General features: G+C 51.4%; 20 protein-coding genes. 13 read left to right on the top strand and 7 right to left on the bottom strand.

The window, feature by feature from the left end:
• Positions 1 to 26 precede the first annotated feature (26 nt).
• Both ABD852_RS02515 and ABD852_RS02510 read right to left on the bottom strand, forming a co-directional pair.
• Complete coding sequence (locus tag ABD852_RS02515; protein WP_345026432.1) at positions 27 to 716, bottom strand: response regulator transcription factor; 690 nt, start codon at positions 714 to 716, stop codon at positions 27 to 29.
• A gap of 53 nt (positions 717 to 769) precedes the next feature.
• The gene (locus tag ABD852_RS02510) at positions 770 to 2,533 is read right to left on the bottom strand and encodes a sensor histidine kinase (RefSeq protein ID WP_345026430.1); all 1,764 of its coding nucleotides are present in this window, start codon (positions 2,531 to 2,533) and stop codon (positions 770 to 772) included.
• A gap of 179 nt (positions 2,534 to 2,712) precedes the next feature.
• Between ABD852_RS02510 and ABD852_RS02505 the strand changes: the two genes are divergently transcribed.
• The 3 genes from ABD852_RS02505 to ABD852_RS02495 all read left to right on the top strand — a co-directional run bounded on the left by ABD852_RS02505 (position 2,713) and on the right by ABD852_RS02495 (position 4,200).
• Positions 2,713 to 3,528, top strand: a complete 816-nt coding sequence (locus ABD852_RS02505) for a T9SS type A sorting domain-containing protein (RefSeq protein WP_345026429.1) — start codon at positions 2,713 to 2,715, stop codon at positions 3,526 to 3,528.
• A gap of 304 nt (positions 3,529 to 3,832) precedes the next feature.
• Positions 3,833 to 3,976 (top strand): hypothetical protein, encoded by a 144-nt coding sequence (locus tag ABD852_RS02500; RefSeq protein WP_345026427.1) that lies wholly within the window; start codon positions 3,833 to 3,835, stop codon positions 3,974 to 3,976.
• A gap of 8 nt (positions 3,977 to 3,984) precedes the next feature.
• Positions 3,985 to 4,200, top strand: a complete 216-nt coding sequence (locus ABD852_RS02495) for a hypothetical protein (protein ID WP_345026426.1) — start codon at positions 3,985 to 3,987, stop codon at positions 4,198 to 4,200.
• A gap of 226 nt (positions 4,201 to 4,426) precedes the next feature.
• Here the strand turns inward: ABD852_RS02495 and ABD852_RS02490 are convergent, their stop codons facing one another.
• Positions 4,427 to 4,951 (bottom strand): GNAT family N-acetyltransferase, encoded by a 525-nt coding sequence (locus ABD852_RS02490; protein WP_345026425.1) that lies wholly within the window; start codon positions 4,949 to 4,951, stop codon positions 4,427 to 4,429.
• 291 nt (positions 4,952 to 5,242) lie between these two features.
• Between ABD852_RS02490 and ABD852_RS02485 the strand changes: the two genes are divergently transcribed.
• Both ABD852_RS02485 and lysM read left to right on the top strand, forming a co-directional pair.
• Positions 5,243 to 6,268 carry a glycosyltransferase gene (locus tag ABD852_RS02485; RefSeq protein WP_345026424.1) on the top strand — a complete coding sequence of 342 codons (1,026 nt, stop codon included), beginning with the start codon at positions 5,243 to 5,245 and terminating at the stop codon, positions 6,266 to 6,268.
• Positions 6,269 to 6,379: 111 nt separating this feature from the next.
• Positions 6,380 to 6,835 (top strand): peptidoglycan-binding protein LysM, encoded by a 456-nt coding sequence (lysM, locus tag ABD852_RS02480; protein WP_345026423.1) that lies wholly within the window; start codon positions 6,380 to 6,382, stop codon positions 6,833 to 6,835.
• Positions 6,836 to 6,985: 150 nt separating this feature from the next.
• On the opposite strand, the gene ABD852_RS02475 is transcribed toward lysM, so the two are convergent.
• Both ABD852_RS02475 and ABD852_RS02470 read right to left on the bottom strand, forming a co-directional pair.
• Positions 6,986 to 9,073: an alpha/beta hydrolase gene (locus tag ABD852_RS02475; RefSeq protein WP_345026422.1), complete on the bottom strand. Its 2,088-nt coding sequence runs from the start codon at positions 9,071 to 9,073 to the stop codon at positions 6,986 to 6,988.
• An 86-nt stretch (positions 9,074 to 9,159) separates the two neighbouring features.
• Positions 9,160 to 10,557, bottom strand: coding sequence for a Gfo/Idh/MocA family protein (locus ABD852_RS02470; protein WP_345026421.1), 1,398 nt, complete (start codon positions 10,555 to 10,557; stop codon positions 9,160 to 9,162).
• Positions 10,558 to 10,823: 266 nt separating this feature from the next.
• On the opposite strand from ABD852_RS02470, the gene ABD852_RS02465 reads away from it, so the two are divergent.
• From ABD852_RS02465 to nadC, 4 genes are all read left to right on the top strand, one after another.
• Positions 10,824 to 11,786, top strand: coding sequence for an AAA family ATPase (locus ABD852_RS02465; RefSeq protein WP_345026420.1), 963 nt, complete (start codon positions 10,824 to 10,826; stop codon positions 11,784 to 11,786).
• 75 nt (positions 11,787 to 11,861) lie between these two features.
• The gene (locus ABD852_RS02460; protein ID WP_345026419.1) at positions 11,862 to 13,460 is read left to right on the top strand and encodes an aldehyde dehydrogenase (NADP(+)); all 1,599 of its coding nucleotides are present in this window, start codon (positions 11,862 to 11,864) and stop codon (positions 13,458 to 13,460) included.
• A 139-nt stretch (positions 13,461 to 13,599) separates the two neighbouring features.
• Positions 13,600 to 14,136 (top strand): NADH-quinone oxidoreductase subunit J family protein, encoded by a 537-nt coding sequence (locus ABD852_RS02455; RefSeq protein ID WP_345026418.1) that lies wholly within the window; start codon positions 13,600 to 13,602, stop codon positions 14,134 to 14,136.
• Between the two features lie 12 nt (positions 14,137 to 14,148).
• A complete protein-coding gene (nadC, locus tag ABD852_RS02450) occupies positions 14,149 to 14,997 on the top strand; it encodes a carboxylating nicotinate-nucleotide diphosphorylase (protein WP_345026417.1) in 849 nt (282 codons plus the stop codon).
• A 56-nt stretch (positions 14,998 to 15,053) separates the two neighbouring features.
• Here nadC and ABD852_RS02445 read toward each other — a convergent pair whose 3' ends face one another.
• Both ABD852_RS02445 and ABD852_RS02440 read right to left on the bottom strand, forming a co-directional pair.
• Complete coding sequence (locus tag ABD852_RS02445) at positions 15,054 to 17,333, bottom strand: TonB-dependent receptor (RefSeq protein WP_345026416.1); 2,280 nt, start codon at positions 17,331 to 17,333, stop codon at positions 15,054 to 15,056.
• 124 nt (positions 17,334 to 17,457) lie between these two features.
• The gene (locus tag ABD852_RS02440) at positions 17,458 to 17,817 is read right to left on the bottom strand and encodes a hypothetical protein (RefSeq protein ID WP_345026415.1); all 360 of its coding nucleotides are present in this window, start codon (positions 17,815 to 17,817) and stop codon (positions 17,458 to 17,460) included.
• A 196-nt stretch (positions 17,818 to 18,013) separates the two neighbouring features.
• Between ABD852_RS02440 and ABD852_RS02435 the strand changes: the two genes are divergently transcribed.
• The 4 genes from ABD852_RS02435 (at position 18,014) to ABD852_RS02420 (ending at position 25,724) form a co-directional block, all read left to right on the top strand.
• Complete coding sequence (locus ABD852_RS02435; RefSeq protein ID WP_345026414.1) at positions 18,014 to 19,402, top strand: alkaline phosphatase; 1,389 nt, start codon at positions 18,014 to 18,016, stop codon at positions 19,400 to 19,402.
• 234 nt (positions 19,403 to 19,636) lie between these two features.
• Positions 19,637 to 21,964 carry a PSD1 and planctomycete cytochrome C domain-containing protein gene (locus ABD852_RS02430; RefSeq protein WP_425568749.1) on the top strand — a complete coding sequence of 776 codons (2,328 nt, stop codon included), beginning with the start codon at positions 19,637 to 19,639 and terminating at the stop codon, positions 21,962 to 21,964.
• Positions 21,964 to 23,424: a DUF1501 domain-containing protein gene (locus ABD852_RS02425; protein WP_345026413.1), complete on the top strand. Its 1,461-nt coding sequence runs from the start codon at positions 21,964 to 21,966 to the stop codon at positions 23,422 to 23,424. The genes ABD852_RS02430 and ABD852_RS02425 overlap by 1 nt, the downstream gene beginning before the upstream one ends.
• The gene (locus ABD852_RS02420; protein ID WP_345026412.1) at positions 23,421 to 25,724 is read left to right on the top strand and encodes a DUF1553 domain-containing protein; all 2,304 of its coding nucleotides are present in this window, start codon (positions 23,421 to 23,423) and stop codon (positions 25,722 to 25,724) included. Before ABD852_RS02425 ends, ABD852_RS02420 begins: the two co-directional genes overlap by 4 nt.
• Positions 25,725 to 25,739: the final 15 nt, after the last annotated feature.

Raw genomic sequence — 25,739 nt, 5'->3', positions numbered from 1 at the left:
CTGCCACTTATTCCTGAAAACAACGGCTAAACCACAAGCCTGAAACCTTCGCCGTGCAGGTTGATGATCTGTATGGAAGGGTCGTTCCTGAGATGCTTCCTTAATTTTGTAATGTATACGTCCATACTGCGCGCATTGAAATAAGAGTCATCACCCCAGATCATTTTCAATGCATAACTCCTTCCTACGGGCTGATTCATATTCTGGCAGAACAATTTAAGCAGTGAAGCTTCTTTGCTGGTAAGCTTAATGTGTTCACCGTTGCGGCTCAATTGCTGAAGGTCATAATGAAAGCTGTAGTCTCCTATCCGGAAGAGGTTGTTCTCTTCCTTTTTGTCGGGCCCGGTCCGCTGGTAACGCCTGAGCACCGCCTCAATCCTGGCCAGGAGCACTTCGCGGTCAAAAGGCTTGGTCAGGTAATCGTCGCCGCCCAGTTTCAGGCCCTGGATTGTGTCCTCTTTCATCGACTTTGCGGTCAGGAATATAATAGGCACTTCCTTTTTGCCGCTCATCCGTACCTCTTTGGCCAGGGAGAACCCGTCTTTCCGGGGCATCATGACGTCAAAAATGCACAAGTCATAGTTGCCGGCGATGAATTTATCCCATCCTTCCTGGCCATCCTTTGCCCAGTCGGTCGGGTAATTTTTATCGTTCAGATACTCCTGCAACAGTGCACCTAAGTTCGGATCATCTTCAACCAAGAGTAGTCTTCTCATCAATAAAAAGGTTTGAGGTACGAGCGGTGAGGTATGAGTGGTGTTGAGGTTGGTTAATTGGGGGCTGCGGCGAACGGGAGCCAGATGGTGAAAATGGCTCCTTTGCCGATAGTACTGCTGACCGACACGGTTCCCTGGTGCTCGTCGACGATTTTTTTCACGTAGCTCAGGCCTAGTCCGAACCCCTTCACGTCGTGCAGGTTTCCGGTGGGCACCCGATAGAAACGGTCAAAAATACGGCTTATATGTTCTTTTGTCAATCCGATGCCCTTGTCGGATACCGACAGTGAGATGCCTTCATCTACGTTTTTGGTTGCAATACTGATTTCAGGGGGGCCTGAAGAATATTTTATGGCATTGTCCACCAGGTTATAAATTACATTGGTAAGGTGTACCGGATCGGCATTTACCTCCTCATAGCCGGCCTGGTAGTCGAGTGAAAGTTCACCGTTGAGCTTTTCTATCTGCACCGAGAGACTGTTGAGTGCCTTTTCAATCAAATCGTGAATACTGACCATTTCCTTCCGCAGTTCCAGGCTTCCGCGGTCCATTTGCGCCATCTGTAGTACGCGTTCCACCTGGGCTCCCAGCCGCCTGTTTTCATTGCCTATGATTTCCATATAACGTACCGCCCCTTTTTCACCCGTACTCGCACTCTTTTCCATAGCCATATCTACAGCGAGGCCGATGGTTGAAATAGGAGTTTTCAGCTCATGGGTCATATTGTTAATGAAATCGTTTTTAATATCCGACAATTTTTTCTGCCTGATAATGGTGGATACCGCAATATAAAAACACATCATAACCACCAATACCAGCGCGACTGACCCTGTCATCATCGCGCCGGTTTTTTCAAGTACATACTTTTGCTTGTCAGGAAAATAAACGTACAAAATGCCGCTGGAGAGAGGCCCGGCACCTGGAAACAGTACGCTTTGATAGGCGTTTTTCTCCCAATCTTCCGGTTTTACATTGGCCGTTGAAAAAAGCATTTCAGGTTGCTGGTGCGGCCGGACGGCGAACGAAAAGGGCAGTGAAATGCCATTTTGTACAAATTCATTCCGAAGCAGCGAATCCATCAGGAACCGGTTGACCCGCTCCCTTACGGGGCGCTTTACATACATAATTTCTTCCAGTACTTCGCGGAGAAGTTCCTCAGCCTGGGTTGATTTCGGAACTGCCGGGAGTTTCTGACCGGCGCCTCCCTTTTGAAGATGGTCCTGCAGGCTCATTTCAGGCTGTTTGCCTTTCTGTAGATTTCGCCTTCCGGCTTCGGCGAAGCCATCGAGCGCATTTCCCCAGTAATGCTCATCTTCCATACGCCGCCGTATGAATTCTTCGATTCCGGCGGCCCCCATCTGTTGCGCCCTGAAAAACTCATCGATCACCTGTTGTTCTCTCTCCATGAACTGATGAAAAGAAGGCACCAATGCGTCTGACTGCACACCGCCGTTTTTATGCGGAATAGGGATCTGGCGCCCGGCGCTATTCTTCCCGTAAGCCCAGGTCCGGGGGTCGGAAGGTGCTTTCGACGTATCGTCGGTCTGAGGCGAGCTTCCCTTTTTCCGGGCGAGAATCGTCATTTGACGAAGCTTTTCCTTTTGGATTTCGTCTTCGCGCCTTTGCTGAAGCAGGTAGACAATTTCCTGCTTTTCCAGTTTATGCGCAACATTTTGAACGGCTTCCGCCACTTTATCGTTGAACCGGTCGTTCTGGACCTTCAACGCTTCCCTGATCCAATACCATTGAAAACCGATAAGCCCAATCATCGACACACACATCAAAACTACAATGGCTTTTATTTTTCCCGGCGTCATTTTTTCAACAATTCATGCAACGTTTGCTTTTCCAGGTCGTCTTTTCGTTCAACTGTTCTAACAAAAATACGGGATCATCCGCGAGCGGCCGGTCATTTAACATACTTTAACACCGGTCAGGGGCATCGTTAATTCCCACGGAACCAACACCTATTCTATTATCTAACCAAGTTTTTGACATGAAAAATGCAGTATTATTGCTTGGACTTTCCACCGCCTGCGTACCGCTTTTCGCGCAGGAGCAGTCCGCTAAAGTGGAGTCCTCGCGGGTAACCGTACAAATCATTGAAGAAAAGGGAGGCGACCGCATCGTAGAAGAGCGGAGTTACGACGTAGGAACGCTCACCCCCGAACGGCAGCGCGTCTACCTGGACAGCCTGCTGGATGCTGTCAGCCAATCGGAAAAGGGTAGCAACCGGCGGGTTACCATCACCATGGAAGAAGGTAAACTGAAGAACTCCAGGAAGGGTACCGATACTTTTACTGAATTTCATTTCCCGCAGGACTGGAAGCAATTCGGTGACCATGCCACCGACATCGCCGGAAGGGACCTGGACAGGCTCGGAAACCGCATCGACGCCGGTGTAGCCAGGGGAATGGCCCGGATGGAAAGCCAAATGGGCCGGCTCTTAGCCGATGCGAAGGTTCGTCCTGCAGAAATCAATGCCGATATTCAGAAAAGTCTTTCCGGCCTGCGTGTTTTTGTGGATGAACCCGGCTTCTTCAACGCCTCCAAAACCGTAAGGGCGCTGACCGTTCAACCCAACCGCCCCTTTGACGGGAGTTTCAATGTAAGATTTTCGACAAAAGCCAAAGGCGACGTAGCCATCACGGTAACCGACACCAAAGGCAAAGAACAGGCCCGTAAAAACCTGAAAGACTTTGAAGGCGAATTTGTCGGCCAGATTGAGCTGAAACATTCAGGCACCGGCACCTACTTTGTCAAAGTAATCCAGAACGAGGACGGTTTGGTGCAGCGGGTGGTGGTACCGTGAGGAAGGACTGAGGAGTGAGGTGTGAGGTGTGGAGCTGGAGTCCCATCCTCCTCCTTTGAAACTAGTTCAGAGTCAGAAGAACATCCGTAAATTATTGATTTACGGATGTTCTTCTGACTCTGGTATTTTCAGATCGCTTGTAATGCTTCGGTTGTTTCGATGAGTGATAACCAAATCTTCACCTGTTTTATTGCGCTTTCGGTAATATAGATCCTTCAGTTTCACTACGGGATGACCCTCCGGTTGGAGCGGCTCCAAACCTGTTGTTGTCAATGCTAGCGCATCTGCCGGATGGTCATCCTGAATGGAACGCAGTGGAACTGAAGGATCTCCTGTTGCTATAAAAAAGCCCTCTGAAAGGGATTGGGTACAGGGAGAGGGAGATCCCTCCACTGCGGTCGGGATGACCCTCCGGGTGGAGCGGCGCCAAACCTGTTGTTGTCAATGATAGCGGAGATGACAAATAGATGTTGTCAATGGAAGTCAATGGTAGCCGGAGGCTACCACCCGGACGGTCATCCTGAAGCGGAGCGCAGCGGAGTCGAAGGATCTCCTGTTGCAAGAAAAAAGCCCTCTGAAAGGGATTGGGTACTGGGACCGGGAGATCCCTCCACTGCGGTCGGGATGACCCTCCGGTTGGTGCGGTTCCATCCATCGTGTTGTCAATGGTAGCGCATCTGCCGGATGGTCATCCTGAATGGAACGCAGTGGAGCCGAAGGATCTCTTGTTGTTAAAGCCTATTGATTGCTATAAAGCGTATTGAAAACTGGATTGGGTGCAGGGACGGATAAGTACGTTTTTTTTAGGTCACTTTACACTCGCGCACAAACCCTGATTCTGGGCAAATAGGCAACCCTCAGAATCTTCTCCCCCCCCTCAAACCTCACGTCTCAAACCTCACCCCTCCTCTTTGCTAATTCCAAAAAGCACCTGAGGCTTCACCCGGCCATAATAGTCGAAATCAACCGTGCCAAGCTGCTTCGCGCCGAGCGCGGCAACAGCTTTTTGGGAGCGGATATTGTCAGGGCCGACATGAAAGAGTACCTGGTCTACATGCTGAAAGGCGTAGTCCAGCATCATTCTTTTTACTGCCCGGTTATAAGTTCCACCCCAAAACGCACGGGCCAAAAAAGTATAACCGATGGCTACGGATGAACCGGCTTCATTGAAGTCATAAAACCGGGTGGAACCTATGACCCTGTCATCGGCCTGGTTGACGATCAGGAAGGCTGACCCGGAGGCTATCGCGCCGTCGAAGAAAATCCGGAATACTTCCGCTTTGTAGCGTTCGCGCTCCGGATGCTGCTCCCATATCAACGGATCCGATGCCACTTCATACAAGGCGTCAAAATCCGTCGCCTTGACAGGGACAAGTTTTATCAAACCATCCGAAAGGTAACCAGGTTGCCAATCAACACTCATTTTACAGTTATTTAGGTAAGAAATGCAGCTGCTTCGGGTTGCGAAACCCGTAAATCCGGCGCGCCTCCCAGGGACGATATTAAGCATTTCTAACGTCCGATCTGTTTCAGGGCGCGGATTTCTAGGGATAATTGTTCAATTTTAAACCTTAGTATTTTTTATCACGCGCCTGTAAACACCCGCTCCGCCATAGAAAAGCCACTTCGTATCCTGGTAGCTCCTCTCGACTGGGGACTGGGGCATGTCACCCGCTGTATCCCCATTATCCGGTACCTGCTCGGTAAAGGTCATATGGTGACGGTGGCCGCCCATGAAAACGGGGCCGTTCTGCTTCAAAAAAATTTCCCCGAACTCAGAATACTGCCGCTCGCCGGTTATGAAATCCGGTATGGCAGCAGCCGGGCAACATTTACGGCCCGCATCGTTTTGCAAATCCCTAAGATACTTGCGGCCATACGCAGGGAAAATCACTGGTTGAGAAGAACGTTAGCAGCAGAACCTTTTGACGTTGTCATCTCGGATAATCGCTACGGATTATACCACCCTGTCCCCTATTCGGTGATTCTCACCCATCAGTTGCGGATTATTACCGGGTTAGGAGGTGTTGCCGACCGGTTGCTTCAACGGTTGCATTACCGGTTGCTCAACCGTTTCGACGCCTGCTGGGTAGTAGACGGCAAGGAATGGCCGGATCTTGGCGGAGCCCTTTCGCACCCCGCGCAAAAGCCCAAAAATCCCCAATATATAGGGCCGCTTTCTCAATTTGAAGCCGGCAATTCAGGGCATGAAGCTGTTCCGGGGAAAATACTGTTCCTGCTTTCAGGGCCGGAGCCGATGCGCGGGTTGCTTGAAAATAAACTGATCGTGCAGGCATCCCGTCTTCCTTCTTACCGGTTCGTTATGGTGGCCGGGTCAGTCGGGCAACAAAAGCCGGCTGTTGTTCCGCCTAATATGACCTACCATGCGTGGCTGGAAGCCAAAGCCTTGCAAGCTGAGATTGAGTCCTGCGAGCTCGTGGTTTGCCGCAGCGGCTATTCCACTTTGATGGACTTGTGGGTTTTGGGTAAAAAAGCGCTCCTCGTACCTACTCCCGGGCAAAGTGAGCAGGAATACCTGGCAAAAAACCTACAGGACCAGGCAGTATTCCCGGTACGGCAGCAGGAGGACCTGAACCTGGAAACGGATATCCCCAGTGCGCTTCAATTTCAAGGCTTCGGCGCCCGCGAAAAAAGGTTAGAAGCTCCCGCTTTCCAGGCGGTCACCGACATACTCCTCGAAAAACTCTCCGCCCCCGCGCCTGGTTTCCGGCAAATGTGACCTGTATTTTAATTTCAGGTCTAATGATTGTAATGCCGGTATTTTTCGTCTAGATTTGAGAAACTTGTCGTGCTTTCAACTTAATCTTTCCACCTAAATAATACTGTCAAAATGGGTCTTTTATCATTTCTTAAAGGAGTAGGAGAAAAAGTTTTCAAAAAAGAAGAAGCAGTCCCGAGTCCTGAGGTTGAACCGCTCAGAGCCAGCGCGTTGCTTGCACACGTTAAATCGTTAGGCCTTGCTTATAACAGCCTTACCGTTAAAACATCGGAACATACTGTCACGCTTGAGGGTGAAGTAGCAAAACAGGAGGACGCTGAAAAAATTGCGTTGGCTGTAGGAAACGTTGAAGGAGTTGACTCCGTAGACAATCGCCTTTCAGTTGCTGAGCCGCAGCCGGAAGCCCAGTTCTATACAGTTGTTTCAGGCGATACGCTTTCCAAAATTTCGAAACAATATTATGGCGATGCCAACAAGTATCCCGTGATTTTTGAAGCTAACAAGCCTATGCTCACCCATCCGGACAAAATTTACCCGGGACAGGTTCTGCGTATCCCCGCCTTGTAATCATTTACCTCTGACGAGTTTAAAAAGCCTGTCAATCCCAACGAAATGCAGTGAAACCGGGGAATCTCCGGTGTGAGGAGATCTCTCCATTCCGCTGCGCTTCAGTCGAGATGACAGGCTTTTTCATGTCCTCGCTTTCCGACCAGCCGCTTATTTAAGCCGGGTGATAATCGCTTCAATATCCGCCTCCCAGACAATAGCCGCGTCACCGACCGATGCCTGGTATTGTTTTCTCTTCGCAGGTTCCAGCTCATGGTCCGCGGCAGTCCGGGGCGCCATCAGCAGCGCCTTTTCTCCATGCAATGCGCGCACGAGATCAGGCAGGTCGTAACCCGCGTTAGGCAAAGCCGACGGGATAAACCGTGTTTTATAACCCGGTTCTTCCCATATTGACGAAAAACTCGCGAGCGGGTTCAACAATACTATCTTCTTGAACGCGTTGGGCTGTATGACGCCCAAATGGAGCGCATCGGTCGCCAGGCTCCCGTTACCAATCAGGGCAATCCCGGCATTTTCCGAAACCTGCTTTCTGATAAAACTTACGACCCGCTGCATTTCCTCCAGGCGGAAGCTCAGCAGGGGTTTGTCTGTTAGCAGGCCCAGGTACCAAAGATTCAGGGAAACCCCGTCGATCTGCGCATCACCGCCTGGAAGGCCCACATTGGCCAGCTCGCCGTAGCCGCTCAGATCGGGAATAATTACGTCATGTCCTTCCCTCACCAGCCTGTCAGCCAGTCCGCCGGGTTTTGCCGCCTCAGACTTCCCGTTTTCGTCGACAAGCAGACAGGCCCCGCGCGGGGCATTACCTTGTGGTTTCAGCCACAAAAGCGGCGTCATGGGGGTATCTTTTCCGCCTATCAGATACTTTTCTATCGTATAGCCCTCTTTTGAAATCTTACCCGAGTACATGATTTGTGCCAGGGGAGCGCTTCCCGGTGCGGAAGCAAGCCGCGCAACCGCTTTTGCGGGATCCACTGACTTTTTTTGTCCTGCCTTGGGCATCAGGCTTACATGGGCTTCGAGCAGCGTCTTACCGCCAAGCGAAATGTAAGCGTTCCCCTCCCGGGTAACGTAGAGCGCCTCTTCTGGCAGGATCCGGACGGGCACCTCTGCCGGGCTTCCGGGGTTGGACAGGTGCTTTTGGAAAAAAGCGTAGGCGGCTTCCCGGTTTTTGACGGTTGAGGCATGGCCGGCCTCATCTTCCACCATGGTTAAATTCTCTTTTCCGCCCAAAGCGTTAAAAGCGCCGGCCGCTTCACGGTAGACGTCACGCGCGCCCTGGATGCTGAAAAAATCGTTTTGCGTGGTAATCAACATCGTGGGTCTCGGCGCCCGCATTTCAATCAGGTCCGGAATGTCGAATCCCTTTGCTATGGATCCTATGAAGTTTTGCTCCGCATCCTGAGGTCCGATTGAGCGCAGGAGTTTATCAAAAGTCGTGATGTAGCATTCGGGCGCTGCAGCGAGCACGCGTTCGTCCAGGGCGGCAATGTAAGCAGCCTGGGTTCCGCCGCCGGACCGGCCGGTAATCCCTACCCTTTGTATATCGATTTCCCGGCGGCTTTCCAGGTAGTCAATGGCCCGGATGCCGTCCCAGATAAAATACCGGGCCGGTGAAACCCCCGACGCAAACACCTGGCTTCCGGGATAGGAATGTTCATGAGTAGGCCCCATAAGGCTCTTTTTCTTCGCATCCAGGAACTGCTTTCTTTCCCCCTGCCCGACCGGATCAAACGCCAGAACGGCAAACCCTTTTTTGGCATAATTGAAAATAGCTTTCTGGTAAACGTCACTTCTGAAACCATTGGCACTGTGACCGCTGCAATACACGATTGCGGGCAGCTTGCCGGTAAAGGAAGCCGGCATAAAGAGTCCGGCAGTTACAAAATAACCGGGCGCCGATTCGAAGTACAACTTTTCAATCTTCACCCCATCGTGCTCCAAAACTTCCGTTACTACGGCGTTCAGGGGTGTTCGGGCGGGAAAACCGCCTATTGCTTCCTCCAGTATCTCCTTTACTGTTCCCTGTCTCTTTTTCCAGTCGGATGCCGATTTCATTTCGTTAATCTGCCTGCTTCGCTCCTCCAATTGGGAAAAAGCGCGTTGACAAAGCAGCGAATAAAGTGTCGGAGCACGTTGTTTGTCCAGCTTCCACTGTTCGAGCACGAGCAGTTCTTTCTGAGCGAACGTTGGGCCGATACAGCTTGCCAGTAGCAAAGTAACCAGGCACTTTTTCATAGGAATCTATATTTTTGATTATCAAAAAGGGAGCCATTCAAACGACAGCTCCCCTTGAAAAACAGAATTGATTTCGCTTCTACTGACTACTGGCGTTGAGCACCGGGTTTTAGAGAAGTGAGGCTGCCAATCTTAACCGGTTGATTGGTTGCTATACTTTTCCGTGCCGCAACACCGATTAACACCGCCATTGCGCCGTCGCGAATACCGGCGGCGTGCTTAAGCGGATCCGGGGCGGCAGGATTTTTGAACAGCTTGTCCTGCAGACGCCGGTCGCCGCCGCCATGTCCCGCACGTTCGCTGGTAACCTGGAGAATTTTATAGTCGCCGAAGCTTTTCTGAATAAAAATAGGCTCATTCAGTACATCTCCCTTACCGCTCTGGTTCATTTCGGCGGCATGCAGTGCTTCCTGATCGAGCTGGCTGTTTTTCATGAACGGAATATCCACCCAAGCTTCAATCCGGCCTTTGGTGCCGTTGAACGCCACACGCCAGCCTTCGTATGGAGAGTAGGTTGTGAGCGAATAATTCACAACCACTTTATTGGCGTACTTGATCTGCGCCGACATTTTGTCGTAAATATTGATCTCATTCCTGAACACACAACCGTCGCGTACATAACCGTCGTATTTTTCGTTTTCGGCATACATTTTCATGTCGTGCGCACTCTTGGTAATGTCCCAATAGTATTCGCATTTGGCCTTATGCTCGCAGGAGCGACAATTTTTGCCGCGGAACGGTCCGTTTTTGCCGTAATGTTCCAGGGCGCCATAAGCAAATACCTCTTCCGGGTCGCTATCTACCCACCAGTTGAGGAGATCGAAATGGTGTGACGCTTTATGTACCCACAACGACCCGCTTTTTTCCATCTGGCCGTGCCAGCGACGAAAATAGGAGGCACCGTGGTGCACGTTCAGATACCAGTTAAAATCGACCGACGTAATCTCGCCTACCGCCTTTTCTGCCAGCAGTTCCTTGACCTTGGTTACATAAGGGCTCCACCGGTAGTTGAATCCTACCAACAGCTTCTTCCCGGAAGCTTTCTCAGCATCCAGGATTAGCTGGCACTTTTCGGCGTCAGTCGTCATCGGCTTCTCCGTGATCACATCGCAACCGTTTTTAAGCGCCTTTATAATAAATTCATGGTGGGTGGCATCTACCGTGGTCACAATCACCAGGTCGGGCCGGGCTTCACGCAGGGCTTTATCGAAATCGACAAAGGTGGGGCAATCTACGCCCATATAAGTTTTGGCATAAGCCATACGCCCCGGATTGATATCCGAAAGTGCTACAAATTCGAGAATGTCCGGATATTGTTTGACCAGCCTTTGGCCCCAGAAAGAGGAACCTCTGACGCCGGTTCCTACCAACATCACTTTTAACTTTTTGTTAACCCCGAAAGCGTCTTCAGGCAGGGGCATATTCATGCCGGCCGCCAGTATGCTCAGGTTTTTCAGAAAATTTCTCCGGGAACTATTTTTCATTTCAAAAGGCAGGTTGGTTCGGTTTCAGATTGATTTCATCTGCAATGACTATAGAATCATGTTTTTAACACTACTGACGGGGTTAATTTAGAACGGGTCTAAGCTATGGGGAGTGAGGTTTGAGGGCGTGGGTGGCGGCCGGCTCAAGCCTCACCACTCACAGCTCACGCCTCATTCTTTGGAGAATTTGCGTAAGTTACCTTCTTTTGTAACCTGTCAATGGAGGGTCAACCTTCATCATTTATTTCCTCAATTAAGCTTTAACCGTGAATTATACTTCTGATGTTGCCGCCGCAGACGCTCTGAAAGCGGCTTATGAAGACTTAAAAACTGAAATAGGAAAGGTTATTGTCGGACAAGATGAAGTAGTACGACTGCTTCTCACCGCGATATTCTGCCAGGGCCATTGCCTGCTGGTCGGTGTGCCGGGTCTGGCCAAAACACTGCTGATCCAGACCATTGCTTCCTCCCTCGACCTTTCTTTCAACCGGATTCAGTTTACACCCGACCTGATGCCCTCTGACATCCTGGGCTCAGAAACATTGGACCAGAGCAGAAATTTCAAATTTATACACGGGCCTGTGTTTTCAAACATCATCCTTGCCGACGAGATCAACAGGACCCCGCCCAAAACCCAATCTGCCCTTCTTGAAGCCATGCAGGAGCATGCCGTAACCATTGGGGGGCAGAAGCATTTGCTGCCGCAGCCGTTTTTTGTTCTGGCCACTCAGAACCCGATCGAACAGGAAGGAACCTATCCTTTGCCGGAAGCACAGCTCGACCGCTTTATGTTCATGGTGACACTCGATTACCCGACCTATGAGGAAGAGGTCAGGATAGTCAGACAGACTACGTCCGAAAACAGGGTAAAAGTAGGCCATGTATTGTCTGCTTCGGAGATTCAGTACTTTCAGCAACTGGTTCGGAGAGTACCGGTGACCGACAACGTGGTGGAATATGCGGTTAGCCTGGTGCAAAAGACAAGGCCCGGAGCTTCCAATCCTACGCAACTGGCCAACGATTACCTCGAATGGGGAGCCGGGCCCCGCGCCTCACAGGCACTCATTCTGACTGCAAAATGCCAGGCACTTTTGAGTGGAAAATACTCTCCCGACATCGAGGACGTTAAAAAAGTAGCGGTAGCGGTATTGCGGCACCGGGTGGTACGAAATTTCAAGGCCGAGGCGGAAGGGCTTACCGTGGACGAAATTGTCAAACGCCTTTTGTAGTCCCGACTCCGACGGGCGATTAAAAAGTCCGGCTGTTTTTTTCATTAGAGAAATAGAATTAATTATTACCAAGTTATGTCCATTCAGGGAAAGAATTTTATCGGTTACCAGTTGTCTGCTCAGGGACAGAAAAGTTTTCAATCCTATGTCCCGGCCGAAGACAAATATCTTCCGGAGACTTTTTTTTCTGCGACGCCTTCGGAAACAGAGTTGGCAATGGCCCTGGCGCAGCGGGCAGCCCTCCCCTATGCGGCAGTACCTGCAATCCAAAGGGCCGGGTTCCTGAAGGCAATTACAGAAGAAATCTCGGCTTTGGGTGACGAACTGCTTGAGCGTGCCCATTTGGAAACCGGCCTGCCGATGGCCCGGCTGCAGGGGGAACGAGCGCGTACCATTAACCAGCTGCTGCAATTTGCCGACCTGGTGGCGGAAGGTTCCTGGGTAGATGCTACTATCGACACGGCCGTACCCGGCCGCGCACCTGCACCGAAGCCCGATTTGAGAAAGAAACAGGTGCCGCTGGGTCCAGTCGTGGTGTTCGGCTCAAGCAATTTCCCCTTTGCCTATTCCGTAGCGGGCGTGGATACAGGCCCGGCATTGGCAGCCGGGAACCCGGTAATTGTCAAGGCGCACCCGGCACATCCCGGCGTCAGTGATCTGACAGCACAGGCCATTGTAACGGCAGCGAAGAAAACCGGGATGCCCGAGGGAGTTTTTTCCATGCTTTTTGACAACGGATTCGAAGTAGGTACTGCGCTGGTAAAACATCCTGTAACCAAAGCGGTTGGATTTACCGGCTCTTTTAAAGGCGGTATGGCACTCTATAAGCTCGGCCAGGAAAGAGAGGAACCCATACCGGTTTTCGCCGAAATGGGGAGTGTCAACCCGGTGGTAATACTACCGGAAAAGATGGCTGCTTCTGCGTTGCAGCTGGCCAAGACCCTTGCATCGTCAGTCACCCTGGGAGTCGGGCAATTCTGTACCAATCCCGGCCTGGTTTTCATAATCAAATCCGAAGCCAATGCTGAATTCGAAGCTGCGTACCGGGATGAAATCGAGCAGGTAGCCCAGGCAACCATGCTGACCAAAGGTATTTGCGAGAATTATGTCAGGCTTTCCGGGCAGGCGCTGGCGCAGGATGATGTGCAGGTCGTAGGCAAGACCCTGCAGCCTGTAACGGCTTTCAACCAGGCCGAAGCACTCATCCTCAAAGTAAGCGGTGACACCTTCATGAGTAACCCTACCCTCCAGGAAGAGGTGTTCGGGCCGTTCTCGGTACTGGTGGAGTTTGACAGCCCGGAAGCACTGAAAAAGGGGATTGCTCTTGTAAAAGGGCAATTGACAATTTCGTTGTTTGCCGATCCGGCCGAAGCCGCCGCTCAAACGGAGCTGATTGGTTTAATGGCATCCAAAGCGGGCAGGTTTATTATGAACGGCGTACCCACCGGAGTTGAGGTTTGTCCATCCATGCACCACGGCGGACCATTTCCCGCCGCTACCGATGCGCGCTTTACTTCGGTCGGCCGCCATGCCATTTACCGGTTTACGCGCCCCCAATCGTACCAGGATTGGGATGATGCCCTGCTGCCCGAAGAATTACAGAATGCCAATCCGCTCGGGATCCTGAGACTGGTAAACAACCAGTGGAGCAAAGATGCGGTGAAGCAGGGTTGAGATATGAGGTTTGAGGGGTGAGGGAGGTGCAGAAATTGTGTGGCACGGATGATTCCGTACTTTTAAAATTTGAACGTTTGATATTTTTCTGGGTATCTTTGTCCGTTAAAACCATAGTTTAGAACTCCGACGTCAAGTCATGAATGATTTATTGATACAAGACTCTACCAAAACACTGTTTTTCTTCCTGGCGTTTCTCAGCATCCTGAGTGCCCTTATGGTAATTCTTTCGAAAAACCCGGTACACAGTGTATTGTATCTTATTCTTACTTTTTTCACCCTTTCCGGGCATTATATCCTGCTTAACGCGCAGTTTCTGGCGGCGGTCAACATTATCGTGTATGCCGGTGCGATCATGGTACTTTTCCTTTTCGTGATCATGTTCCTGAACATGAAAGATGATAATTACAAAAGAAATCCGGCCCTCACCAAATTAGCCGGCGCAATCGTAGGCGGTACGCTTTTTGTGATCCTGCTCGGGGCCTACCTTAAATCAAAGGTGGCGGGAGTAGATCCCAACACCTTCGATTCCCAGACCGGTATGGTGGAAAACCTGGGAAAAGTACTTTTCAGCACCTACATATTGCCCTTTGAACTCGCAGCCATTCTTTTACTGGTCGCCATGATAGGCGCTGTCATGCTGGGCAAGCGTGAAATGGGAGAAAGACATTTCTAGTTGAAGCATTTTATGGAAGTCAATCCGCATGAGGTAAGCGACCTTATCCGTCTTGCAATTTTAGAAGATGTTGCAGACGGGGACCATTCGTCACTTGCCTCCGTTCCCGCCGGTAAACAGCAAAAAGCACGTTTACTGGTTAAGCAGGACGGTGTGCTGGCCGGGGTTTCGGTTGCCCTGCAGGTATTTGCTGAAGTTGATCCTAATCTTGAGGTTTCGCAAATACTGCACGACGGAGACGCCATCCGTAAAGGAGATATCGTATTGACGGTTTCCGGAAGCGCCCAGTCCATCCTGAGGGCCGAACGCCTGGTGTTGAACATTATGCAGCGTATGAGCGGGATCGCTACCCATACGCGTCGCCTGGTAGACGCAATCAGAGATCTCCCTGTTAAATTGCTTGATACCCGCAAAACGACGCCAAATTTCCGGGTTTTCGAAAAAATGGCCACCGCAATCGGTGGGGCTCATAACCACCGGATGGGTTTGTACGATATGATTATGCTGAAAGACAATCATATCGATTATGCCGGCGGGATTGAAGCTGCTATCCGGAAGACCCGCGAATACCTGGACCGCACCGGGAAAAATTTAAAGATTGAAATAGAAACAAGGAACCTTGCCGAAGTGGATGAAGTCCTTCGTATCGGCGGGGTAGATATTATTATGCTCGACAACTTTTCGATTGCCGACCTCCGGGCTGCGGTTGAGAAAATTGGTGGGCGGTTTGAAACGGAAGCCTCCGGTAACATTACGGAAAGCTCGATCCGGCAGGTAGCAGAAACAGGCGTTGACGGCATTTCGTCAGGTGCGCTTACCCACCAGATTAACAGCCTCGATCTTAGTCTGAAGGCTTACTAACTGTTCTTACTGACGAAAAGTAACCCGGCCCCGGACAGGAAGCCGGGTTACTTTTTTTACGGGAGAGTATACCGTATGCCCAGAAACCCACGTATTCCCTGGTTGGAAGCATAGACATAACTGGGATCGAATATTAACCGGTGCGGGTTATCAGGAGTAGCGAGTACGTCACCATTAGCATCGAAAGCCACATTTTTATTAAAAGGGTCGAAAGGCCTTGCAATTGAGTTGGCCGGCGGCCTGAAGTTCAGCAGGTTTTTAACCCCGCCGTATACCTCCCATTTCTGCCCCAGGCTTTTGGTTAGCTGGATGTTCTGGATGGACCACACAGGTGAATATTCTGCCCGGGGATCATCAGGTCCCAGCAAAGGCAGGCGCATGGGCCCGTACACGTTGGCCGTGTAGTCGAAAGTAAGTCCGGCACGCTCCCAATCGTAGGAAAGTGTTCCCACGCCCATAATTCGTTCGGTCAGCACCGGAATGGTTTTTACCCCGTTTTCTACGAAGAAATTCTCGGAGAGCGTAGCCCCGGCCGAAATCTTGAGCGGGAAAGTAAAGTTATAATCCAGGTTGAGGCTGATGCCTCTTGACACTGCATAACCTTCCAGGTTGTTGTAAATAATCTTTTGCGGATCGGTATCGTAATCGGGCAGGATCCGATTGGTAAAATGGGTATAAAACAAGGCTGCGTCCACTCCCAGGAAAGAGTTGCCCGTTACAATCTTCTTCACATAGTTAAGATTGGCGTTCCAGCTTTGTTCCGGTTTCAGTTCATTCATGATTACCACTTCCCTGGCGCCCGTTAACGCCGAATGCTCTTCGGTGAACAGGTTCACAACCCGGTACCCGCGTCCGATGTTCAGCCGCAGCACATCGGCCTGTCCGAACTTTTGTTTCCAGGCAATCCTGGGTGTAAAAATGTTGCCGTGAATGGAGTTGTAGTCATATCGGGCGCCAAGCAACAGGGTATTTTTGCCAAATGTGATTTCATCCTGCACGAAAATACCGGGAAGGAAAGTCTCGCTGGGTTTATCGGTGAGATCTGCGGTAGCTGTGGCCGGCGTATTGTCATTGTAAAAAGTATAACGGAAAGGCGTACCTACCAGAATGCTGTGTTTCCCGACGGTTTTGTCCCAGAGAAACTGGCCGAAAGCGATTTTCTGATCCGCATTATACGGGGTGTTGCCGTAGGCCGAATTCTGGTGATGCGTGTTGAAAGAGTACTGAAAAGTCACTTTTTCCTTAAAGGGCAGCTGGTAAGCCCCGATTAATTCAAAACGCCGCGTGTAGATACTTTCACCGTATACTTCGGTCCCGCCGCGGTAACGGCGGTTCCAGTTCATTTGTCCGCCCCACCTGTCTTCGTTGAAATACCTGACGGCGAGAGAAGAGACCCGACCATCCGAATGGGCCATCTGCCACTTGTTGAAAACGGAAACACGGTGCTGCAGAGTCAGGTCGGTAAAACCGTCCCCGTTTTTATCAACGGGACGCTGGTAGTTGAAGTAATTGACCCCAAACAGCGAGGTAATCCTTTTCCCGACGCTCAGTTTCGCGCCCAGGTCGGCGTTATATTCCTGGTAGCCGGTTGCAAATACGTCGGCCGTAAATACCGGGGCTTTTTTGCTGTCTCTCGTAATGATGTTTATTAAACCGCCAACCGCTTCAGAGCCGTACAGCGTGGACGCCGGCCCCTTCACGATTTCAATTCTTTCGATCAGGCTGTTGGGGATACCGGTCAAGCCGTATACAGTAGCCAGGCCGCTGACAATGGGTACGCCGTCGACCAGTACCATGGTATAAGGACCTTCCAGGCCGTTGATGTGAATGTCGCCCGTATTGCACACGCTGCAATTGATCTGCGGCCTGATGCCGTTGACGTAAGAAAGCCCCTCAAATATGCTGGGTGTGGGATTTTTGGCAAGAAATTTGGGGGTAACGATATCCACCGGAACCGGGCTGTCGAGCTTTGAAACTTCTTTCATCGTCCCCGTAACAACGACCTCGTCCAGGTTCATATCCGAGGAAGCCAGGTCAAAACCAGTGGTAACCGTTTCACTTCCCCTAAAGGTCACTTTCTTTTTCAGGCTCTGGTAACCCACGGCCGACACGATGCCTTCGTACGACCCCGGCGGGACTTTTTCTATCTTAAAAAAACCGGCAGAATCCGCCAGCGTACCTATGGACGTTCCAATGAGCGAAACGGAAGCAAACGGAATACCGTTATTTCCGGACTTCACACGCCCCTCCCATCGGGCCGATGCTTTTTGTTGACCGTGCGTAAAAGCCGGGATCAGCAGCAGGGAAAAAATTATATATATACGTAATGAGTTCATGATTAGGCACAACCTGAATAAATGGACGCCTGTCTCTGGCTTTCCGCAACAGAAAGCGGGAGACTGCGATAATTAACCGCACCGGCAACGGGAGTACGCGCTGATGCGGAAACAACAAAGAAAATCAGGAAAGCCTTGCAGGAGGGCCGCGAGGGCTGTCGGGAACTACCCGGTACGCGTCAAAATCGAAAACCCGGATGCTCGTTAAGCATTCCTCCGGGAGCACGACGGCCGCCATCTGGAACGGCGCCGGCAGATCACTGCAGTAAAGCTGGTTGCTGTGCGCGTCCAGCCATGAAAGGTCCGAAGCGCTGTGCGGATTGGATTGAAAAGGCCCCTTCTCCCCTGTCCACTTATACGGGTGAATGTGCGATACGATCCGTCCGTTCGGCAAGCGGTGCGCATGGCGATACAGGATATTGGTGCAGAGAACAAATCCCCACATCAATAGCATTCCAATCGCCAGATTCCGATTTTGCCGCATGAAAAGGTATTCAGGTCAGAAGGTCACTCCTGCAAAGATGATGACATTTTTCGGTATCTGCAATCGGCCTCTCCAGACCGCTGTAGTTTTCTGCCGTTCGGGAAACCGTAATCTTTTGTTAACAAAAAAAGGTCTTTTTAAAGTCAAAAACCGTATACTTTTACAGATACTACGTTAAATCCAATTGTCTGAGTTTATGAGAAGAAGAGATTTTTTTAGGAACGGATCCCTCGCTTTTATAGGTACCTCGCTTTTTTCAACCCAACGCCCGCTCACGTCTGAAACGCTTCTGAAGGGCAAAACTGCCCGAAATATCATATTCATGGTCAGTGATGGCATGAGCACCGGTACGCTGAATATGGCCGACCTTTTGTTACAAAGAAAAGAGGGCCGGCGAAGCAACTGGCTGAAGTTGTATGAGCAGAATCTGGTCCACCGCGGACTGGTTGATACTTCCTCTGCCAATGCGTTGGTTACTGATTCGGCAGCAGGCAGTTCGGCCTGGGGCGGAGGCGTAAAGGTCCCTAATGGTTCCCTGAACGTAAATGCCGACGGCAGTTTTAATAAGCCTATTCTTCAGAAATTCCAGAGTGCAGGCAAATCGGTAGGTTGCGTGACCAGCGTTCCGATCGCGCATGCCACTCCGGCCGGGTTCTCAGTCAACAGCGCTTCGAGGGGGAGCATGGATGACATCGCGAAGCAATACCTCGATCTGAAATTTGATGTTCTGCTCGGTGCCGGAAAAGAAAATTTCAGCAGCGAAAAGCGCAAAGACAAAGCCGACCTCTTTGACGGCTTCAAAAAAGCAGGTTACGATGTGGTGAACAGCCGCGACGAGCTCCGTTCCGTAGAATCTTCAAAGAAGCCGCTCCTCGGGGCTTTCATCGAAAGTGCACTGCCGTTTGCGCTCGACGCTTCCAGTGATCGCGAGCTGGCGGCCAAAATTCCCTCCCTGGCCGAAATGACGGATGCAGCGATCAAAAAGCTTTCCAAAAACCCGAAAGGATTTGTGATGCAGGTAGAAGGCGGAAAGGTTGACTGGGCCGCCCACTCCAACGACGTAGGCGGGTTGCTGTACGACCAGATTGCTTTTGACGAAGCGCTAAAAGTGGCAATTGACTTCGCTCAAAAAGACAAGGAAACGCTGGTGATCTTTACTTCGGACCATGGAAACGCCAACCCGGGACTCTTCGGCAGCGCCGCCAATTTCGACAAGATACAGACCTTCAAAAACACGAATGACTGGATATTGAGAGGTATAACGCATCGTTTCACACCTGCACAGGTAATTGAAAGAGTAGAAGCCGCACAGGGATACGCCATTAAGAAAGAAGAAGCAGAACGTCTGCTGACCTTCTATGTCGCGCCCAAGGAAGAAGGACTTTACAATCCCTATAAGCTACCTTTCAAACAGCTCGGTGAAATTCAGTCAGCCTATACATCGGTAAGCTGGGCCGGAACAGGACACTCCGCCGACTTTGTGGAGTTGGGCGCCTTCGGCCCCGGTAGTGAACTGATCAAGCCCTACCTGAAAAACAGCGATCTGCACCAGATTATGCTGACCGCCGCCCAGGTACGCGTCTGACGCCGTATCATTCCGGAGCCGGGAAATCTGCCCCGTTTCTGCGCCACGAATTCACGAAAAAACTGTTTTTATTCGTGAATTCGTGGCGTCGATATTTAGCTCCTCCTACCGCTTCTCGGCAAATTCCCAAAAAAAATCTCGCAAAAAGAAAAAAAGTCAGATTGACAATTGCATCCATTTTAGTTTAATTTGTGAAATACCATAATTAAACTTCCGGTCCAAAAAGTGCGTGCGTTGGCGAATTACAGTGGATACCTGGCTTTTAAGGTCCTGGCTTTGTTGCTCCTGGTCTCTTGCGGAAAGAAAGTTGACTTGAAGGGAGCTTTTACCCCCGAAAACGAGGTCAGCTATAATTTCGACGTGCGGCCTATCCTTTCCGATAAATGTTTCGCTTGTCACGGGCCCGATGAAAAGAAACGCGAAGCCGGCCTCCGTCTTGATCTTGAAGCAGAAGCATTTAAGGCGCTCAAAGACCATCCGGATCGCCATGCGATTGTACCGGGAAAGCCTGAACAATCGGCAGTTTATCTCCGGCTGATTGCCGGGGATGAGGACGAAATCATGCCGCCTAAGTCTTCCAACCTCTCGATGACCGAGCAGGAAATAGCCATCATCAGGAAATGGATTGACCAGGGAGCGAAATTTGAACGTCACTGGGCGTTTGCCAGGCCCCGTAAACGTTCGCTGCCGGAGGTTGAAAACGAGGATTGGCCGGTCAATGAAATTGACCATTTCACATTGGCGAAGATGGAAGCGGCGGGGCTTGAACCGAACGAGCCTTCCGATTCGGAAAAACTTTTGAAAAGACTAAGCCTTGACCTGACCGGCCTGCTTCCTGACCTGGAAACCATGAATCGTTTCCCCGATTTGTCCGGAGCGGCCTATGATCAGCTCGTGACCCGGCTGCTTGCACAGCCTGCTTACGGAGAAAAAATGGCCGTAGGCTGGCTGGATATTGCGCGGTATGCCGATTCTTACGGGTACCAGATGGACAATTTCAGAACGCAGTGGCCGTGGCGGGACTGGGTAATCCATGCCTTCAACCGGAACCTGCCTTATGACCGTTTCATTACATGGCAGCTTGCCGGAGACCTGCTCCCCGGCGCAGATAAGGAACAGATCCTGGCTACAGCTTTCAACCGGAATCATAAAATTACCGAAGAAGGAGCAGTTGATGAAGAAGAGTACCGGACCGCGTACGTGTCGGACCGGACAGACACCTTCGGCAAGGCGTTCCTGGCCATGACCGTAGAATGCGCCAGGTGCCACGACCATAAATACGATCCCATTTCCCAGAAAGAATATTACCAGCTTTTTTCTTTTTTTAACCAGGTAGATGAGCTGCGGCCTGTTTATACAGCCATCGACCCTACGGTAGGTACGCCCGCCGCGTATGCCAAGAAACCCATTCTGTCAGTTGAAAAAGAAGACCTGGCCGGTGTTCTCTCCTTTATACATAAAACAGATACCAACCGCCTGATTGTCTCTGTAATGGGAGACCTCGATACCCTCAGAAAAACTCATGTGCTGCTTCGCGGGGAATTTAATCAATATGGCGATCTGGTGGAGAACGGGACGCCCGCGCAGATCCTCCGGTTCGGAAAGCAGTATGAACGAAACCGCCTGGGGCTGGCACATTGGTTGACGGACCCGGAAAATCCGCTTACTGCGCGCGTTTTTGTCAACCGGGTATGGCAGGAATTTTTCGGAAAAGGTTTGGTGAAAACGGCCGGGGATTTCGGTATGCAGGGTGAACTGCCAACCCACCCCGAGCTACTGGACTGGCTGGCGGCCGATTTTATTGAAAACGGATGGAATGTTAAAAGACTGGTGACACAAATTGTATCTTCCGCTACCTACCGGCAGTCTTCCAACCTCACAAAAGCCAAATCAGCCGCCGACCCTGAGAACAAATTACTTTCAAGAGCTCCGAGGCTCCGGGTGCCGGCAGAGTTTGTACGGGATATCCTGCTCGGCAGCAGCGGGCTTCTCCAACGGGAAATCGGAGGCCCGAGCGTAAAACCATATCAACCGCCCGGTTTGTGGGAAGCCGCAACGGCCGGCGGCGATCTCCTGCTTTCGAAGTACCGGCAGGACTCAGGCGCGGCGCTCTACCGGCGGGGCATATATTCATTTGTGAAGAGAACGGTTCCCCCGCCTGCCATGGCGATTTTTGACGCTTCCAACCGGGACCAGTGCGAGGTGTCGCGCCTGACCACCAGCACGCCGCTGCAGGCCCTGGTGATGATGAACGACCCGACCATGCTGGAGTCGGCGCGGGTTTTGGCTCAAAAGATTTCAGAGGACGGCAGTCCCCCTGAAAAAACAATTCCCCTCGCATTCCGGACAATCCTGTGCCGAAAGCCCAAACCCAGAGAGCTGGAATTACTGGCTGCCTACTACAAGGAAAGCCTTGCAGCTCTGAATCCGCGAAAGGCCGCCGAATTGCTATCTGTTGGCGAATACCCCGCTTATTCCGGTACTAAACCGGTGCCTACGGCCGCTTTGATGCAGGTCATCGCCATGTTGTACAACCTCGAAGAAACCCTTGTAAAATCGTGATGGAAAAAGAGTGGATGGAATATGGTTTATCGTTCAGCCGGCGGCGTTTTTTTTCAAAACTAAGCCTCGGCATCGGTGGGGCCGCCCTCGGCTCACTTCTTATCCCGAAACTATTTGAGGGTAACGCCGAAGCGCAAGACGACGTGCTGGCCGGCGCCCGCTTACCGCATTTCGCCCCAAAGGCAAAGCGAATTATTTACCTGTTTCAAAACGGCGCTCCCTCCCAGCTGGAGTCATTTGATTACAAACCCGGACTGGCCGGGATGCTGGGCAAAGATCTTCCGCCATCCGTGCGCAACGGTCAGCGCCTGACCGGGTTTACGGCCGGACAGGCCTCGCTTCCGCTGGTGGGTTCTTTTACTCCTTTCAAACAGTACGGAGCAAATGGTACCTGGGTCAGCGATCTTTTCCCTTATACGGCACAGATACTGGACGACATTTGTATTGTCAGATCCATGCACACGGAGGCGATCAACCACGACCCTGCGATTACTTTTTTCCAAACCGGTGCGCAGCAGGGAAACCGTCCGAGTATGGGCGCATGGCTCAGCTATGGGCTCGGCAGTGAAAATCAAAACCTGCCGGCTTTTACCGTACTCATTTCCAGGGGACGCGGAAACAGCCAGGGGGTATATGCCAAGCTCTGGTCAAACGGCTTCCTGGACTCGATTCACCAGGGCGTGCAGTTTAACAGCGGCGAAAACCCGGTACTCTACCTGAAAGATCCCAAAGGCATGGATCCTACCGACCGGCGCAAAATGCTGGACAAACTTGCCGCTTTGAACCAGGTGGCTTTTGAAGAAAGCGGCGACCCGGAAATAAATGCCCGGATCCGCCAATACGAAATGGCTTACCGCATGCAAACGGCTGTGCCCGAAACCCTCGATTTGTCACGCGAGACTGACGAGACATTCGAGCTATACGGGCCGGACAGCCGCAAACCCGGTACTTTCGCCGCCAATTGTATCCTGGCAAGAAAGCTTTCTGAGAACGGGGTACGCTTCGTACAGCTTTACCACCAGGGCTGGGACCAGCATGCCAACCTTCCCTGGGAAATTACCGGTCAGGCCAAAGACGTCGATCAACCCGCAGCCGCGCTCGTAACAGATCTGAAAAGGCGCGGGCTGCTGGATGAAACGCTGGTCATCTGGGGTGGCGAATTTGGCAGGACGTGCTTTAGCCAGGGCAATATTACAAAAGGCAATTACGGGCGCGACCATCATCCGCGCTGCTTTTCAATCTGGATGGCCGGCGGCGGGATAAAGCCGGGATTGGTATACGGTGAAACCGACGAATTCAGCTACAACGTAACCCAAAACCCGGTTCATGTCCACGATTTCCAGGCTACAGTACTGCACCAGATGGGCCTCGATCATGAAAAGCTTATTTTTAAACACATGGGCCGGCGTTTCAGGTTAACTGACGTTGCGGGAAAAGTAGTAAACGATATATTGGTATGATTGGTCAAAGACTTTACTGGGGAGTATTGGCAGGGGTTTTCCTTTTATCATGTCAGAGGGAAAAGACGGAAAACCAGTCGGCGGAGGGTACGGAAGGCCTGGTCAGCTACAATTTTGAGATTCGCCCGATCTTGTCCGACAAATGCTTTGCCTGCCACGGGCCGGATGCGGGGAAACGGGAAGCCGGGCTCAGGCTGGACGACCCTAAAGTTGCATTTAAGGTGCTGGATGAAAACCCGGGGGCATACGCGCTCATTCCCGGAAAACCCGCTATGTCGGAAGTCTACAAACGGATCACCGCATCGGACACCACCCAACTGATGCCGCCTCCCGCTTCTCACCTTAAACTTTCAGCTGAAGAAATCGCGCTGATTGAGAAATGGATTCGCCAGGGGGCAAAATACGAGGAACACTGGGCGTTTACGGTTCCGAAAAAAACGAAAGTACCCGAGGTGGGACAAACCGAATGGCCAAGAAATGAAATAGACCATTTTGTGCTCAGGAAAATGGAAAACCAGGGATTCGAGCCCAACGAGCAGGCCGACAAGGAACGCCTGCTCAAAAGGCTGAGCTTCGACCTGACCGGACTACCGCCGTCACTCGCGCTGATGAATCAATTCGACGGGTCCGATCAGTCGTATGAGAAAATAGTTGACCAGCTCCTGCAATCGCCTGCCTACGGTGAAAAAATGGCGGTACATTGGCTTGACATCGCCCGTTATGCAGACTCTTATGGCTACCAGGACGACGGCTACCGTACCCAGTGGCCCTGGCGGGACTGGGTGATCCACGGGTTCAACCAAAACCTTCCGTATGACAAATTTGTTACCTGGCAATTGGCAGGTGACCTTCTTCCGGAACCCACCAAGGAACAACTCCTGGCCACCGGCTTTAACCGGAACCATAAAATTACGGAAGAAGGTGGAGTGATCCCGGAAGAATACCGTGTCTCGTACGTATCTGACCGGACGGATCTGTTCGGAAAGGCCTTTTTGGGTATTACCGTTGAATGTGCCCGGTGCCATGACCACAAATACGACCCTGTTTCCCAGGAAGATTATTACAGCTTATTTGCATTCTTCAATAATGTCAACGAGCTAGGTATTGAATCGGTTATCGGCGGGCCGGAGACTTATGCCAAGAAGCCCTTTATGGAAGTCACCCGGCATGACATAGACTCGCTGCTTACCTTTATCAACAAACCCGATACCAACCGGCTGATCGTATCGATCATGGATGATAAGGCGGAAAAGCGCCCGACCTATCTTCTCAACCGGGGGGTATACGATGCCCCCGGCGAGCAGGTTTTTCCCGCGACACCGAGAAGTATCCTCGGGTTTAACACCAATTATCCTAAAAACAGGCTGGGATTGGCCAAGTGGCTGTTTGATCCCAGCAACCCGCTGACCGCACGTGTATACGTCAATATTCTGTGGCAAGAGTTTTTCGGAACCGGGTTGGTCAAAACCACCGGCGACTTCGGCATGCAGGGCGAGCTCCCGTCCAACCCGGCGCTGCTCGACTGGCTGGCGGTTGATTTCAGAGAAAACGGCTGGAATGTGAAACGCCTGATCAGGCAAATGGTCACGTCGGCTACCTACCGGCAATCGTCGGTCGTATCCAAAGAAAAGTACGAGGCCGATCCTGACAACCGGTTTCTGGCCAGGGGACCGCGTTACCGCATCGCAGCTGAATATATCAGGGACATTGTGCTCGCCAGCAGCGGGCTGCTGAATACTACCGTTGGCGGTCCGAGTGTTAAACCCTACCAGCCCGCCGGTCTGTGGGAAGGGGCTACTTCAGGCCGGGGACTGTTGTCGATTTATAAGCAGGACAAAGGGAGCCGCCTGTACCGGCGCGGCATTTACACCCTTATCAAGCGGACGGTGCCGCCTCCTTTTATGTCTATTTTCGATGCCAGCAACCGCGATATCTGTGAGACCAAGCGGCTTAAAACCAATACGCCGCTGCAGGCATTGGTCATGATGAACGATCCGACCGTACTGGAGGCGTCGCGTGTGCTCGCGTCCAACCTGCTGAAAGAGTCTTCCGATACGGATCAAAAGATAAAAAAAGCTTTCCAGCTTATTGTTTGCAGGGTTCCGAAGGAGGAAGAGGTAACTGTGCTGCATGACTACTTTACCAGTCAGCTCGGGAAAATAGACGCGAGGTCAGCCGAAAAGCTCATCCGGGTCGGCGAATATCCCATTGACAATCAGGTAGATGCCCGCGAAACCGCGGCCCTGATGCGCGTTATTTCAACGCTTTACAACCTTGAAGAAACCATTACGAAAACCTGAAGGGTAGTGCCTACC

The sequence above is a fragment of the Ravibacter arvi genome (genome assembly GCF_039540405.1).
GTDB classification, from domain to species: domain Bacteria; phylum Bacteroidota; class Bacteroidia; order Cytophagales; family Spirosomataceae; genus Ravibacter; species Ravibacter arvi.
This window is presented reverse-complemented; position numbering and strand designations above follow the sequence as displayed.